Origin of the sequence: Bradyrhizobium sp. (assembly GCF_035701725.1) — a bacterium.
GTDB lineage: Bacteria > Pseudomonadota > Alphaproteobacteria > Rhizobiales > Xanthobacteraceae > Bradyrhizobium.
The window spans coordinates 1-13,813 of sequence record NZ_DASSRP010000264.1 but is presented as its reverse complement, the minus strand read 5'-3'; the positions used below and the strand labels follow the sequence as shown (position 1 = coordinate 13,813).

Genomic DNA, 13,813 nt, shown 5'->3' with positions numbered 1-13,813 from the left:
GACGAAGCGCAGGCGATCACCTTGAGGCCGAGCAGCCTGCCGAGCTCGCAGGCCGCCAGCCCGGTCCCGCCGGCCGCGCCCAATACGGCGAGCGTCTCACCCGGCTTGGGGCTGGCGCGATCCTCCAGTGCATGCAGCGCCGTGCCATAAGTGATGATGACGCCGGCGGCGCGATCGAAGTCGAGCCCATCAGGAATTTTCACGATCGAGCTTGCCGGCAGCGCGATCTTTTCCCGCGCCCCGTTGTGGCCGCAGGAGGCGATCACGCGATCCCCGCTCTTCAAGCCGCTCACGCCGCTGCCGACGCTCTCGATCACGCCGGCAACTTCGGCGGCCGGCGAAAACGGGAAGGGCGGCTTGATCTGGTACTTGCCCTGGATCATCAGCAGATCGAAGAAATTCAGCGCGGCGGACTTGATCGCGATCACGGCCTCGCCGGGGCCGGCCACGGGGTCTGCCACCTCGGTCAGGACGAGATCGTCGGGGCCGCAATATTGCGAGCAGAGCATGGCTTTCATGGATGGTCCTGAGCTTGCGAGGCGTTGATCCATTGGTAGCCAATGTTGAACGGCTGCACTAGCAGCTAAATGGCGCCGCGCTGGATGGCGCGACCGTCTTCCGAATCGGGTCTCGGCCGGCTATCCATCGTCCCGTGATCCGAGGAGCCGGGCCATCTTCCAGTCACAATGATAAGGGACCAGACTGCGCAATGTCCGTGCGGGGAATGCTGACAGCTTCGATTTCGGCGGCGCTTTTCGGCGCCACCGTTTGTCATGCGCTGGCGCAGACGCCCCCGAAAGGCGCAAAGCCGGCGGCGGCCAAGCCGGAGACCGCTGCCGCGGCGGCGGCCGGTGGCAGCGAGCCGACGCTGATCGGCCAGTTCGGCACCTGGGGCGTTTATATGGCGACGCCGAACGGCAAGAAGGTGTGTTTTGCGCTGGCAAAACCGTCGTCGTCGAAAACCAATCCGCCGAACCGGCCGCGTGATCCGGCCTATGCCTTCATTTCGACCCGGCCGGCCGAAAAGGTCGTCAACGAAGTGTCGATCATGATCGGCTACGCCCTCAAGCCGGGATCGGAATCGACGCTGGAGGTCGGCGGCGCGTCCTATGCAATGTACACGCAAGGCGACGGCCTCTGGATCAAGAACGCAGCCGAGGAAGAGCGGATGGTCGATGCCATGCGCAAGGCCGCCGATGTCACGATCAAGGGCGTCTCGTCCAAGGGCACCGAGACCACAGATGTATTCTCGTTGAAGGGCCTGTCCCAGGCGCTGGACCGCGTCGCGCAAGACTGCCGCCGCTAACGCCAAAATGGCGTTGTTTGAGGACCCAAGAAAGCCTATTTGGTGGTATCGATCCTCATGGTGAGGAGGCGCGTTTCGCGCCGTCTCGAGCCATGAGGCCCCGGCTTTCATCCTTCGAGACGCGAAGCTAGCGTCGCTCCTCAGGATGAGGTCAGAAATCTCGCAAGATATGACATGACCGCCAATTCGACCGACAGCATTGCCATGGCCAAGGCGCCTTTGGAAAAGGTGGCGCTGGAATCCTACGTGCCGCCGGCGAAGCCCTCTCTGATCGGCCTTTCGCGCGAGGAGCTTGCCGCCAAGCTCGGCGGGATCGGGGTCGCGCCTGCACAGCGCAAGATGCGCGTCCAGCAGCTCTGGCACTGGATGTATGTGCGCGGCGCGAGAGACTTCGAGGCCATGACCTCGATCTCGAAAGAGATGCGCAAGGAACTCGAGCAGCATTTCACCGTCGACCGGCCTGAGGTCGTGGCCGAACAGATATCCAATGACGGCACCCGCAAGTGGCTGTTGCGCCTGCCGAGCGGCGACAATGTCGAAAAGGCGCACGAGGTCGAGTGCGTCTATATCCCGGAGACGGATCGCGGCACCTTGTGCGTCTCCTCGCAGGTCGGATGCACGCTTAATTGCGCGTTCTGCCACACCGGCACGCAACGCTTGGTGCGCAATCTCACCGCAGGGGAAATCGTCGGCCAGATCATGGTGGCGCGGGATCGTCTGAACGACTGGATCGACCGCGAGACACCGAACGGCAATCGCCTCGTCACCAACATCGTGATGATGGGCATGGGCGAGCCGCTCTATAATTTCGAGGCGGTGCGCGATGCGCTTTTGATCGTCGCGGACAACGAGGGTATCGGCATTTCCCGCCGCCGCATCACGCTCTCGACCTCGGGCGTGGTGCCGAACATCAAGCGTACCGGCGAGGAAATCGGGGTGATGCTCGCGATCTCGCTGCATGCGGTGCGCGACGAATTGCGCAACGAACTGGTGCCGCTCAACCGCAAATATCCGATCGCCGAGCTGTTGCAGGCTTGTCGCGATTATCCCGGCGCCTCCAATGCGCGCCGCATTACGTTTGAATATGTGATGCTCAAGGGCGTCAACGATTCGCTCGATGATGCCAAGTTGCTGGTCAAGCTGCTCAAGGGCATTCCGGCCAAGATCAATCTCATTCCGTTCAACCCCTGGCCGGGCACGGCATATGAATGCTCGGATTGGCAGCAAATCGAAAAATTCTCGGAATATATCTTCAACGCCGGCTATTCGTCGCCGGTTCGCACGCCGCGCGGGCGCGACATCCTCGCCGCCTGCGGCCAATTGAAGTCCGAGACCGAGAAGCTTTCGGCGCGCGAGCGGCAGGCACTGCGCGCGATGGCGATGACGGATTAGGCGGTGGCAGTTCGCTGTCATGGCCGGGCTTGTCCCGGCCATCCGCGTCTTTGCCGCATTGGATTGGATAAGACGTGGATGCCCGGCATAAAGCCGGGCATGACGGTGGTGGGTTCGAGACAATGCTGTTGGTTCGAAGATGTCCCTGATCGGCCGGTTGTTCATCATTCTCTTTGCCTTTCTCGCTGCCTGCTTCGTGGCGGGCGCGGTCGTGGTCGGCGCGATCATGTTCCCCGAGTTTTCCGACCTCGGCGCCGGGCCGGTCGATCCGGGCGTCCTGAATATCGTGCTTGGCTTCGGCTTCATCTTCGTCAGCGGATTTGCGCTGGTGCCAGCGATGATCGTGGTTTTGATCACCGAAGCGTTCTATGTCCGCAGCGTGCTGGCCTATGCGATCGGCGGCGGCCTGGTCGGGCTCGCCTGCTATCTGGGTCTGGTTCCCTTCGATATCGAGCAGCTTCGGTTCGAGGGCATCGTGCGGCGGCACCTGGAAATCATGACCGGCGCCGGCATTCTCGCCGGGATGGTCTATTGGATGATCGCCGGCCGCACCGCCGGGGCCTGGCGTGTGCCGCCGCCCCCGCCGCGGCATCCGCCGCCAATGCCCTCGCATTCGCCGTCGCCGCGGTAGTGTGGCGGTTCGGAAGTCCGCATCGCGACGAACTTCGGAATCGGGACAGGAGTGCTTTTCATCATTGGCTGTCTCGGCTAAACCCGGCGCCATGAACCGGACCGGACTGATTGTCGCGCTCATCCTCGCGCTCGGGATCGGGCTCGCGTTCGGGATCTATCCCGAACTCGATCTGAAACTCGCCGCGGTGTTTTACGACCAGGCTTCGCGGTCGTTTCCGCTGAAGCTCAATGCGCTCGCCGCCTTCGCCCGCGACGGTGCGATGGTGATCGCCTGGGCGTTCGCGCTGCCGGCGATCGTTGCGCTGGTCGTGAAGCTGCTGCGCCCGGATCGTCCGTTGATGATGTCGGGCCGGGCGATCGTCTTCCTGCTGGCGACGCTGACGCTTTCGGCCGGCGTGCTCACCAACCTCACCTTCAAGAGCTATTGGGGCCGGCCGCGGCCGGTGGTGGTGAGCCAGTTCAACGGCGACCAGAGTTTTGTGCCGTGGTGGGACCCGCGCGGAAGCTGCGCCCGGAACTGCTCGTTCTTCTCCGGTGAGGGGGCGACTGCATTCTGGACCTACGCGCCGGCGGCCCTGGCGCCGCCGGCCTGGCGGCCGCTCGCTTATGCCGGCGCGACGGTGTTCGGCGCCACCACCAGCCTGCTTCGGATGGCGTTCGGCGGCCACTTCTTCACCGACGTCGCCATTGCAGGGCTGGTGACCTTTCTCGTGATCTGGCTCGCCCACGGCTATATTTACCGATGGTCGCGCACGCGCCTGTCGGACGAGCGGATCGATGCCGCGCTGACGCGGCTCGCCTGGCCCGGCTACCGTCTGCGCCAGCGCTGGCTGGGCCACGACGTCGGCGAGGCGCCGTCGGTGTAAACGGCGTCATTTACGCCAACCACCGATAAAACGTGCCCACCCTCGCGAAATTTGATATTCGCGCTCTCAACATCAGCTGTTTCGACCGATTGGAAGCTCAATGAGTACGATCCTGAAAAGCCTGCCCAAGGGGGAGAAAGTCGGCATCGCTTTCTCCGGTGGCCTCGACACCAGCGCGGCGCTGCTCTGGATGAAGCAGAAGGGCGCCCGGGTCTTTGCCTATACGGCTAATCTCGGCCAGCCCGACGAAGCGGACTATGACGAGATTCCGAAAAAGGCGATGGAGTTCGGTGGCGAAAAGGCGCGTCTCGTCGATTGCCGCACCCAACTGGTGCACGAGGGCATTGCCGCCATCCAGGCCGGCGCCTTTCATATCTCGACCGGCGGCGCCACCTATTTCAACACCACTCCGCTCGGGCGAGCCGTGACCGGCACGATGCTGGTCTCAGCGATGAAGGAAGATGGCGTCAACATCTGGGGCGACGGTTCGACCTTCAAGGGCAACGATATCGAGCGGTTCTATCGCTACGGTCTGCTCACCAATCCGGGCCTGAAGATCTACAAGCCGTGGCTCGACCAGCAGTTCATCGATGAACTCGGCGGCCGCGCCGAGATGTCGGCGTTCATGACCAAGAGCGGCTTCGCCTACAAGATGAGCGCGGAGAAAGCCTACTCGACCGACAGCAATCTGCTCGGCGCAACGCACGAGGCCAAGGATCTCGAAAGTCTCGACAGCGGCATCAAGATCGTCAACCCGATCATGGGCGTGCCGTTCTGGCGCGACGACTGCGTCGTCAAGCCGGAGAAGGTGGTGGTGCGCTTCGAGGAAGGTCAGCCGGTCGCGCTGAACGGCAAGAAGTTCACCGATCCGGTCGCGCTGTTCCTCGAGGCCAACGCGATCGGCGGCCGTCACGGCCTTGGCATGAGCGATCAGATCGAGAACCGCATCATCGAAGCGAAAAGCCGCGGCATCTATGAGGCGCCGGGCATGGCGCTGCTCTACATCGTGTACGAGCGTCTGATCACCGGCATCCATAACCAGGACACCATCGAGGAATATCGCATCGGCGGTTTGCGGCTGGGGCGGCTGCTCTATCAGGGACGCTGGTTCGACTCGCAGGCCTTGATGCTGCGCGAGACCGCGCAGCGCTGGGTGGCGCGCGCGATCACCGGCGAGGTGACGCTCGAGCTGCGCCGCGGCAACGACTATTCGATCCTCAATACCGAAAGCCCCAATCTCACCTATCAGCCGGAGCGGCTCTCCATGGAGAAGGTCGAAGACGCCGCCTTCACGCCGGCGGATCGCATCGGTCAGTTGACGATGCGCAACCTCGACATCGCCGACACGCGTCACAAGCTCGGTATTTATGCCGATACCGGATTGATCTCGATCGGCGAGGGCTCGCCGATTCCCCGGATCGAAAGCGACAAGGGCTAGCGGGCACCCTCTTTTCGTCATTGCGAGGAGCCTGCGACCAAGCAATCTAGCGTTTGAATAAGAATCTGGATTGCTTCGCTGGCGCTCGCAATGACGCACGAAGACAGCGCTGCTCAACAAAAATGGCCGGGATTGCTCCCGGCCATTTTCGTTGTTCGGAACGCTCGCTCTAGCGCGGCGGCGCGACGCCGGGCGGCGGAGGCGGCAGCGACGCTACGCCGCCGTTGAGCAGTGGCGTGATGCGGCGGACGGTGACGCGCCGGTTGATGCGGCTTGGCCCGCTGGTCTGTTCCTTCAGATATTGCGAGCCGTAGCCCTGCGAGGTCAGGTTTTCGGCAGGCACGCCGAATTGCTGCGTTAACAGCGTGGCGGCCGATTCGGCGCGACGGTCCGACAGCGACAGGTTGTCGGTGTCGTTGCCGGTCGCGTCGGTGTGGCCCTCGATCAGGAACACCTCGCGCGGATTGCGCTGGATGGCGCGGTTGAGGCCGTCGGCGATCACCTGCAACTTCGCGGCCTGGTCGGGCGGGATCTCCCACGAGCCGATGTCGAAATTGATGGTATTGACGTCGATGCTCGGCATCAGCATGCGCACGTTCGGGCTGTAGCGGATTTCATCCAGCGTGTAGCGGCGATCGATACGATCGACCGGTGGCGCCTCCATGGTGTCGTAGATCATGTCGGGCGGCGCATCTTCGGCGTCGACGATGTAGCGATCGTAGGGGATGCGGACCACCGGCGGCGGCAGGTCGACATAGAAGCCGCCGACCGCGCGAGGATCGCGATAGGAGTTGTCGATGATGATGAACTCCTCGCCGCGCACGTCACGGCGGATCCGCCGCAACAGCGAACCGTCGGCCGCGACCACCGTGATGATCTGCGAGCCGTCGGGACGGATGACGACGGTGCGGGTCTCGCTGCCGACGCGCTGGGTCTGGATGTCGCGGGCGCCGAAACGGAAGCGCTCGGTCTCGTCGTGACGGACAAAGGCGCCGCCGGAGGGATCGCGGATGATGACGCGACCGGGCTCGGTGATGACGGTGCGCCCGCCTTCTTGAACTTCGCGCCGTTCGTTGCGGAAGTCCTCAAGCCGACGCGGACCCTGTGCGGCAGCCGGATTGGCCGGCAGCGGCGTCAGGTTTTGCGGCGGAGGTGGCGGCGGCAACGGTGCAGCCACCTGCGGCGGCGCGTGCCGCGCCATGGGTGCTGCGCCTGCGGGCGCGCCGGGCGGTGGCGCCGATGTCTGGTTTCCTGGCGCCGTTGTGGGTGCGCCCGTCGGAGCCGTACCCGGGGCGGCGCGCGGCGTAACCGGTGCACCTGCTGGTGGCGTTCCCGCGGGCGGGGCTCCCGGAGCGTTTCCTGCTGCCGGCGGCGTCTGCGGCGCAGGTGGCTGGCCGGCGCGGGGAGGCTGTTGCGGCGTCTGCGTTTGCGGAGCTGCCGCGGGCGGTGGCGTATGGGGCGCGGCTGCAGGAGGCGTCGCAGGCTGCTGCGGCGCGGGCGGCGCCATCTTTTGTTGCCGTTCGTGCTCCAACTCCCTGCCGCGCTCCTGCTGCGGAGCCGTAGTCGGTGGAGTCGGCGGTGCGGGTGGCGTCGCCGAATGCGGAGCGGCGGGCGGTGGTGGCGCAGCCGGATGCGGAGGCGGCGGAGGCGCAGCCGGATGCGGTGGTGGTGGCGGCGGAGGCGCAGCCGGATGCGGTGGTGGTGGCGGCGGCGCAGCCGGATGCGGTGGTGGCGGCGGTGGTGCAGCCGGATGGGGCGGCGGCGCTGAAGGTGGCGTGGCAGGGCGGGCCGGTGGCGCTCCCTTCGGCGCCTCCTTTGGCGGCTGCTTGGGCTTCCCGTCAGGACCCACTTCCTCGCGTTGCGCGACGACGATCGATGCCGATTGCGCGTGCGATGGGGTGGTCATCAGTTGCATGGCAGACAGCGCGGTCGTGGCAAGCAACGCGATTCTCAAATTTGTCATGTGCTTTGGATCCTGGGGAGACTTCTAAAGGCAGGGCTCGTGGCGGAGACCAAGGTGAATCGCCGGCGATGAACGAACAAGCGTTAGGCCGGATTGTGGCGGGTTTCAAAGGGGAACTCGGATTTATTTCGCGTCGCTGCGCCGTTTCGACGCGCAGCCGTTCATGGTGCATTCAGTGGCAGGATCAAATCGCCGGAGGGGGCGAAATCGGCCCGGGAGGAGGGGGCAGCGGCAGTTCGTCCGGCAGTTCGCCGGGCAATTCGTCGGGTCTTTGCGGCTCGCCTGGATCATGCACCGGCGGCGGAATCTCGGGATTGGGATTCCCTGGCGGATCTTCCGGCGGTGGCTCGGCCGGCTGTCCCGGCTTGATCGGCGGATCTTCTGACGGTTCGATCGGCATCGCCTTGCCATTCTTCAGTGCGCGCTGAAGGACCAACGGCGTCGACAAAGCGACGTTCCCAGTAAAACAGCTAGCGCCGTACCAGCAAGGTGTTGCTGCGGGTTCGCGCGGTCTGCATATAGCCGCGCGACTGCATGTCTGCGATGCAATCGTTCTGCCACTCATCGCGCGACAGATGTTCGATCACGACCGCGCGTGGCCACAGGCTTTCCGGCGCGTCTGCGAAAAAGCCGGTCAGAACGCGATCTTCAAATCCTTCGACGTCTATCTTCAGGCTGTCGACATGATCGACGCCGGCCTCGCCGAGAATGCGCTGCAGTCTCAGGGCGGCGACCTTGAAGGCGTGGCTGCCTGCTTGGCCAGTGACGACATGGCTGGCGCCGATATTGTCGCTATCGGTCTCCATCAGCAGTTCGCCATCGGATGCGGCGGCCGCGGCGGCGACCAGGCGGACCTGCGAAAATCCGGAAGCCACCCGGTTGAAGGTGAGCCGGCCGAAAGGCACCGGATGCGGCTCGACGGCAATTACCTTGCCGGTTGCTCCGACATGCCGGGCAAGGACCATCGCATAGGTGCCGACATTGGCGCCGATATCGACGAACACGCCGCCCGGCGGGGTATGAGCCCGCAGGAAATCAAGCTCCTCGATGTTGTAATCGGGATTGAACAGCGCGCCGCGTTCGGTGGCGCTGGCCAGGTGATGAAAACGAAATGCCGCGCCTTGGTAATTCGTATCGATCGGTCCGCTGCGGATCAGATCGATCAGGCGCGAGAACCAGGGCCGAAACACGCCGCGTTTCAGAGCCGAGCGATGCGCGAGCGCGATGATCGCGGCTTGCGCCGGCGTCGGCGCAAATGCGCCGAACGGCGGCGGTGACGGATCGTTGCTTGGAATCAACGGAACATCCTCGTGACGAAACGAGCGATGCATAGCCGGTTTTGGGCGTCCGGCCAACGGTGCCCCCGCTGGGGCGCGGGACGCGTTAAACCTGCCGCTCGACCATCTTCAACTTGAGCTCGGCGATCGCCTCGGAAGGGTTAAGACCCTTCGGGCAAGCCTTGGCGCAGTTCATGATGGTATGGCAGCGATAGAGGCGGAACGGATCTTCAAGATTGTCGAGGCGTTCGCCGGTCGCCTCATCACGCGAGTCGGTGACCCAACGCGTCGCTTGCAGCAGCGCCGCCGGGCCGAGAAAGCGCTCGCTGTTCCACCAGTAGCTCGGGCAGGAGGTGGAACAGCAGGCGCACAGAATGCACTCGTAGAGCCCATCGAGCTTTTCGCGATCCTCATGGCTCTGCCGCCATTCCCGCTGCGGCGTCGGGGTCGTCGTCTTCAGCCACGGTTCGATCGAGGCGTATTGGGCGTAGAAATTCGTGAGGTCCGGCACCAGGTCCTTGACGACCGGCTGATGCGGCAGCGGATTGACCTTCACGGCGCCGTCCTTCACGTCGTGCATCGAGCGGGTGCAGGCGAGCGTGTTCTGGCCGTCGATATTCATCGCGCAGGAGCCGCAGACGCCTTCGCGGCAGGAACGGCGGAAGGTCAGCGTCGGATCGATGTGATTCTTGATCCAGATCAGGCCGTCGAGCACCATCGGACCGCAATCGTGCGTGTCGACGTAGTAAGTGTCGATGCTGGGATTTTTTCCGTCGTCCGGATTCCAGCGGTAGACCTTGAACTCGCGCGTCTCGGTGGCGCCAGCCGGCTTCGGCCAGATCTTGCCGCCGGTGATTCTCGAATTCTTCGGGAGTGCGAATTCAACCATCTTTCTAACCTTTCGTCATTCCGGGGCGATGCGCAGCATCGAACCCGGAATCTCGAGATTCCGGGTCTGGTCCTTCGGACCGTCCCGGAATGACGGGCTATGATTGCTGTCGCTCAATACACCCGCGCTTTCGGCGGGATGTACTGAACGTCATTGGTCATGGTGTAGTTGTGCACCGGGCGGTAATCGATCCTGGTGTTACCCTTGTCGTCAATCCACGCCAGCGTGTGCTTCATCCAGTTCTGGTCGTCGCGCGCGGAAAAATCCTCGCGTGCGTGCGCGCCGCGGCTTTCGGTGCGGTTCGCCGCCGAATCCATCGTCACCACCGCCTGCACGATCAGATTGTCGAATTCCAGCGTTTCGATCAGGTCGGAGTTCCAGACCAGCGAGCGGTCGGAGACCGCAATGTCGCCGATACCGCCATGGACCTTGTGGATCAGGTTCTGGCCTTCGTTCAGCACCTCGCCGGTGCGGAACACCGCGCAATTGTTCTGCATCACGTGCTGCATGCTTTCGCGCAGCTTGGCGGTCGCGGTGCCGCCCGAGGCGTGACGGAAGTGATCGAGCCGGCCGAGCGCCTTGTCGGCGGAATCAGCGGGCAGGTCGGGCTGCTTGGCGTTGGCATTCAGCTTCTCCGCCAGCCGCAGTGCCGCGGCGCGGCCGAACACAACGAGGTCGATCAGCGAATTCGAACCGAGCCGGTTGGCGCCGTGCACCGAAACACAGGCCGCCTCGCCGATCGCCATCAGGCCCGGCACCACGGCATTGTCGTCGCCATTGGTCTTGGTCAGCACCTCGGCGTGATAGTTGGTCGGAATGCCGCCCATATTGTAGTGCACGGTCGGCAGGATCGGGATCGGCTCCCGCGTGACGTCCACATTGGCGAAGATCTTCGCCGATTCGGAGATGCCAGGCAGCCGTTCGTGCAGCACCTTCGGATCGAGATGATCGAGGTGCAGGAAGATGTGGTCCTTCTTCTTGCCGACGCCGCGACCTTCGCGGATCTCGATCGTCATCGCGCGCGAGACCACGTCGCGCGAGGCCAGATCCTTGGCGGAGGGCGCATAGCGCTCCATGAAACGCTCGCCCTCGGAATTGACGAGATAGCCGCCTTCGCCGCGCGCGCCTTCGGTGACGAGACATCCCGAACCGTAGATGCCGGTCGGATGAAACTGCACGAATTCCATGTCCTGAAGCGGCAGGCCGGCGCGCAGCGTCATGCCGCCACCGTCGCCGGTGCAGGTGTGCGCCGAGGTGCAAGAGGCATAGGCGCGGCCATAGCCGCCGGTCGCCAGAATCGTGGTCTGGGCGCGGAAGCGGTGCAAGGTGCCATCGTCGAGTTTCAGCGCGATGACGCCGCGGCAGGTGCCCTGATCGTCCATGATCAGATCGATGGCGAAAAATTCGATGTAGAATTCGGCCGAATGGCGCAGCGCCTGGCCGTACATCGTGTGCAGCATCGCATGACCGGTGCGGTCGGCGGCGGCGCAGGTGCGCTGCGCCTGGCCTTTGCCGAAATCCAGCGTCATGCCGCCGAACGGCCGCTGGTAGATCTTGCCGTCTTCGGTGCGCGAGAACGGCACGCCCCAATGTTCAAGCTCGTAGACCGCCTCGGGCGCGTTGCGCACCATGTATTCGATCGCATCCTGGTCGCCGAGCCAGTCCGACCCCTTGACGGTATCGTACATGTGCCAGCGCCAGTCGTCCGGATGCATGTTGCCGAGCGCGGCCGAGATGCCGCCCTGAGCCGCGACCGTGTGCGAGCGGGTCGGAAACACCTTGGTGATGCAGGCGGTGCGAAGACCGGCCTCGCTGCAACCGACGACGGCACGAAGGCCGGCGCCGCCGGCGCCTACCACGACCACGTCGTAGGTGTGATCCTCGATCGGATAGGCCTTGCCATTGGTGGCCGGGCCGCCCTTGCCGTTTGCCGAGCCGTTTCCACCGTCGGCCATCGTTACACTCCAGATGACAATTTCAGGATCGCGTAGATCGAGGCCAAGGCGACCGCGAAGCTGAAGAAGTTGTTGGCCATGATCGCCGCGAGCTTGAGCTGTTCGTTGTGCACGTAGTCCTCGATGACCACCTGCATCCCGATCTTCATGTGCCAGGCGCTCGCGATGATGAACAACAGCAGGATGATGGCGACCAGCGGCGAGCCAAGCGTCTGCGCGGCGGCGGCGTGATTGCTGCCGAGCAGCATCATCACCACGATGATGACCGGCAGGATCAAAAGCACCATGGCGACCGCGGTGATGCGCTGGCGCCAGAAATCGGAGGTCCCGGAATGCGAGGCGCCGAGGTTGCGGACGCGACCGAGCGGGGTGCGCATCGATTTCACTGTCCCGTTATTGGGTGCGCTCATCGGCCGCCTCCGATCGCATAGGCGACGATCCACAGCAGCAGCGTTGCGCAAATCCCGGCAATCAGCGCGCTCCAGGTCAGGGTTTCGCGTTCATTCGCCTTGAAGCCGTAGCCGAGATCCCAGACGAAATGGCGGATGCCGCTGAACAGGTGGTGCAACAACGCCCAAGTGTAGCCGAACACGATCAGCCGGCCCAGGATGCTGCTGATGAAGGTATGCACATGGGCGTAGGCGGTCGGGCCGGAGGCGGCGGCGATCAGCCACCAGGCGAGCAGCAGCGTGCCGAAGTACAGCGCTACGCCGGTGGCGCGGTGGACGATGGAAAGCGCCATCGTCAGCGTCCAGCGATAGGTTTGCAGGTGTGGAGAAAGCGGTCTTTCGATCCTGGCAGTCATCGGTGGCTTTGACGGGTTGGCGGGCCTCCGCTCGGGCCCTTCGTGGATCGCGGTCGACGATTCCTATTTACGAAGTCGAAACAGCCAGTGCAATGGCGAATCCTGCTGCTTCCGAACACCAATTCATAGCTTCAGATGAGCCTTGCATTATTGCCGGATTGATCCCCGGGAAGGCGTGATATTGCTGGTATACCTGAAGCACGATTCATGAACACGCCACCAAGCAAGTGCGTGGAAAGGGCAGGGACGGCTGATGACCATTGCGGGGCTCAACGTCTCGGAAGTTCTTGAGCTGGCGCTGCTGCTGGTGGCGGTCGGCGCGCTTTCGGGGTTTCTCGCCGGCATTTTCGGCATCGGCGGCGGCGCCATTCTGGTTCCGGTGTTTTATGAATGCTTTCGCTTGGCCGGCGTCCCGCTCGAGGTGCGGATGCCGCTCTGCGTCGGCACCTCGCTCGCCATCATCATCCCGACCTCGATCACTTCCTACCGCGCCCATTATGCCCGCGGCGCCATCGACAAGGACATCCTGCGCGCCTGGTGGCTGCCAATTCTGATCGGCGTGATTTCCGGCAGCGTGATCGCGCGCTACGCGCCGGAGCGGCTGTTCAAGATCGTGTTCGTGATGGTCGCCTACTCTGCCGCCGTGCGGCTACTGGCAGCCAACGAGAACTGGAAGATCGGAGACGACCTCCCCAAGGGGCCCTTGATGCGCATCTTCGGGCTCGGCGTTGGCCTTCTGGCCACGCTGATGGGGGTGGGTGGCGGGCTGTTCGCCAATTTGTTGATGACGTTTTACGGCCGGCCGATCCATCAGGGCGTCGCGACTTCCTCGGCGATCGCGGTGCTGGTCTCGATTCCCGGCGCACTCGGATACATCTATGCCGGCTGGCCGGCGGCAGCGCACTATCCCGAAGTCGCGGCGCTGCAGTTTCCGCTGGCGCTCGGTTACGTGTCGCTGATCGGTGCCGTGCTGGTGATGCCGATGAGCCTCCTGACCGCGCCGCTCGGGGTGCGGGTCGCGCATGCGATGTCGAAGAAGGCGCTGGAACGCAGCTACGGCGCGTATCTTCTGATCGTCGGCACGCGCTTTGCGATCAGCCTCCTGTGGCGACTCTGACGTTCCTTTCAGTTTTGCCGCGAATCCATCATGGGAACTTCAAAATTCGCCGCACTAGGGAATGGGCAGTAACGACTACTTACTCGCGTAAATATTCTTGTAAGTCTCGCGCAAGACGTTCTTCTGCACCTTGCCCATGGTGTTGCGCGGCAACTCGTCGACCACGAACACC

General features: G+C 63.7%; 14 protein-coding genes. 6 read left to right on the top strand and 8 right to left on the bottom strand.

Annotated elements, in window-relative coordinates; translation table 11 throughout:
• The coding region (locus tag VFL62_RS15780) for an alcohol dehydrogenase catalytic domain-containing protein (protein ID WP_325173314.1) at positions 1-518 on the bottom strand (518 nt) is incomplete at its 3' end.
• 206 nt (positions 519-724) lie between these two features.
• Between VFL62_RS15780 and VFL62_RS15775 the strand changes: the two genes are divergently transcribed.
• The 5 genes from VFL62_RS15775 (at position 725) to argG (ending at position 5,635) form a co-directional block, all read left to right on the top strand.
• Positions 725-1,306: an invasion associated locus B family protein gene (locus VFL62_RS15775; protein ID WP_325173313.1), complete on the top strand. Its 582-nt coding sequence runs from the start codon at positions 725-727 to the stop codon at positions 1,304-1,306.
• A 174-nt stretch (positions 1,307-1,480) separates the two neighbouring features.
• Positions 1,481-2,698 (top strand): 23S rRNA (adenine(2503)-C(2))-methyltransferase RlmN, encoded by a 1,218-nt coding sequence (gene rlmN, locus VFL62_RS15770; protein ID WP_325173312.1) that lies wholly within the window; start codon positions 1,481-1,483, stop codon positions 2,696-2,698.
• A gap of 139 nt (positions 2,699-2,837) precedes the next feature.
• Complete coding sequence (locus VFL62_RS15765; protein WP_325173311.1) at positions 2,838-3,329, top strand: hypothetical protein; 492 nt, start codon at positions 2,838-2,840, stop codon at positions 3,327-3,329.
• A 91-nt stretch (positions 3,330-3,420) separates the two neighbouring features.
• The gene (locus VFL62_RS15760) at positions 3,421-4,197 is read left to right on the top strand and encodes a phosphatase PAP2 family protein (RefSeq protein ID WP_325173310.1); all 777 of its coding nucleotides are present in this window, start codon (positions 3,421-3,423) and stop codon (positions 4,195-4,197) included.
• A 100-nt stretch (positions 4,198-4,297) separates the two neighbouring features.
• Positions 4,298-5,635 carry an argininosuccinate synthase gene (gene argG / locus VFL62_RS15755; RefSeq protein ID WP_325173309.1) on the top strand — a complete coding sequence of 446 codons (1,338 nt, stop codon included), beginning with the start codon at positions 4,298-4,300 and terminating at the stop codon, positions 5,633-5,635.
• Positions 5,636-5,804: 169 nt separating this feature from the next.
• Here argG and VFL62_RS15750 read toward each other — a convergent pair whose 3' ends face one another.
• The 7 genes from VFL62_RS15750 to sdhC all read right to left on the bottom strand — a co-directional run bounded on the left by VFL62_RS15750 (position 5,805) and on the right by sdhC (position 12,524).
• Complete coding sequence (locus tag VFL62_RS15750) at positions 5,805-7,598, bottom strand: OmpA family protein (RefSeq protein WP_325173308.1); 1,794 nt, start codon at positions 7,596-7,598, stop codon at positions 5,805-5,807.
• A gap of 184 nt (positions 7,599-7,782) precedes the next feature.
• Entirely contained in the window at positions 7,783-7,998 is a 216-nt protein-coding gene (locus tag VFL62_RS15745) for a hypothetical protein (RefSeq protein WP_325173315.1), read from the bottom strand.
• A gap of 70 nt (positions 7,999-8,068) precedes the next feature.
• The gene (locus VFL62_RS15740) at positions 8,069-8,896 is read right to left on the bottom strand and encodes an FkbM family methyltransferase (RefSeq protein WP_325173307.1); all 828 of its coding nucleotides are present in this window, start codon (positions 8,894-8,896) and stop codon (positions 8,069-8,071) included.
• 85 nt (positions 8,897-8,981) lie between these two features.
• Entirely contained in the window at positions 8,982-9,764 is a 783-nt protein-coding gene (locus VFL62_RS15735; protein ID WP_325173306.1) for a succinate dehydrogenase iron-sulfur subunit, read from the bottom strand.
• Between the two features lie 113 nt (positions 9,765-9,877).
• On the bottom strand, positions 9,878-11,719 hold the full coding sequence (sdhA, locus tag VFL62_RS15730; protein WP_325173305.1) for a succinate dehydrogenase flavoprotein subunit: 1,842 nt from the start codon (positions 11,717-11,719) through the stop codon (positions 9,878-9,880).
• 2 nt (positions 11,720-11,721) lie between these two features.
• Positions 11,722-12,096, bottom strand: a complete 375-nt coding sequence (gene sdhD / locus VFL62_RS15725; RefSeq protein ID WP_414644738.1) for a succinate dehydrogenase, hydrophobic membrane anchor protein — start codon at positions 12,094-12,096, stop codon at positions 11,722-11,724.
• 29 nt (positions 12,097-12,125) lie between these two features.
• Positions 12,126-12,524, bottom strand: coding sequence for a succinate dehydrogenase, cytochrome b556 subunit (gene sdhC / locus VFL62_RS15720; RefSeq protein WP_325173303.1), 399 nt, complete (start codon positions 12,522-12,524; stop codon positions 12,126-12,128).
• A gap of 253 nt (positions 12,525-12,777) precedes the next feature.
• Here sdhC and VFL62_RS15715 point away from each other — a divergent pair, with 253 nt between their 5' ends.
• Entirely contained in the window at positions 12,778-13,641 is an 864-nt protein-coding gene (locus VFL62_RS15715) for a sulfite exporter TauE/SafE family protein (RefSeq protein WP_325173302.1), read from the top strand.
• Positions 13,642-13,813: the final 172 nt, after the last annotated feature.

Excerpts from the sequence above, each read along its gene's own strand:
- sdhA (WP_325173305.1), bottom strand. The coding sequence starts at position 11,719 with ATGGCCGACGGTGGAAACGGCTCGGCAAACGGCAAGGGCGGCCCGGCC.
- VFL62_RS15765 (WP_325173311.1), top strand. The coding sequence starts at position 2,838 with ATGTCCCTGATCGGCCGGTTGTTCATCATTCTCTTTGCCTTTCTCGCT.
- VFL62_RS15775 (WP_325173313.1), top strand. The coding sequence starts at position 725 with ATGCTGACAGCTTCGATTTCGGCGGCGCTTTTCGGCGCCACCGTTTGT.
- sdhC (WP_325173303.1), bottom strand. The coding sequence starts at position 12,524 with ATGACTGCCAGGATCGAAAGACCGCTTTCTCCACACCTGCAAACCTAT.
- argG (WP_325173309.1), top strand. The coding sequence starts at position 4,298 with ATGAGTACGATCCTGAAAAGCCTGCCCAAGGGGGAGAAAGTCGGCATC.
- VFL62_RS15735 (WP_325173306.1), bottom strand. The coding sequence starts at position 9,764 with ATGGTTGAATTCGCACTCCCGAAGAATTCGAGAATCACCGGCGGCAAG.
- VFL62_RS15750 (WP_325173308.1), bottom strand. The coding sequence starts at position 7,598 with ATGACAAATTTGAGAATCGCGTTGCTTGCCACGACCGCGCTGTCTGCC.
- rlmN (WP_325173312.1), top strand. The coding sequence starts at position 1,481 with ATGACCGCCAATTCGACCGACAGCATTGCCATGGCCAAGGCGCCTTTG.
- VFL62_RS15715 (WP_325173302.1), top strand. The coding sequence starts at position 12,778 with ATGACCATTGCGGGGCTCAACGTCTCGGAAGTTCTTGAGCTGGCGCTG.
- sdhD (WP_414644738.1), bottom strand. The coding sequence starts at position 12,096 with ATGCGCACCCCGCTCGGTCGCGTCCGCAACCTCGGCGCCTCGCATTCC.
- VFL62_RS15745 (WP_325173315.1), bottom strand. The coding sequence starts at position 7,998 with ATGCCGATCGAACCGTCAGAAGATCCGCCGATCAAGCCGGGACAGCCG.
- VFL62_RS15760 (WP_325173310.1), top strand. The coding sequence starts at position 3,421 with ATGAACCGGACCGGACTGATTGTCGCGCTCATCCTCGCGCTCGGGATC.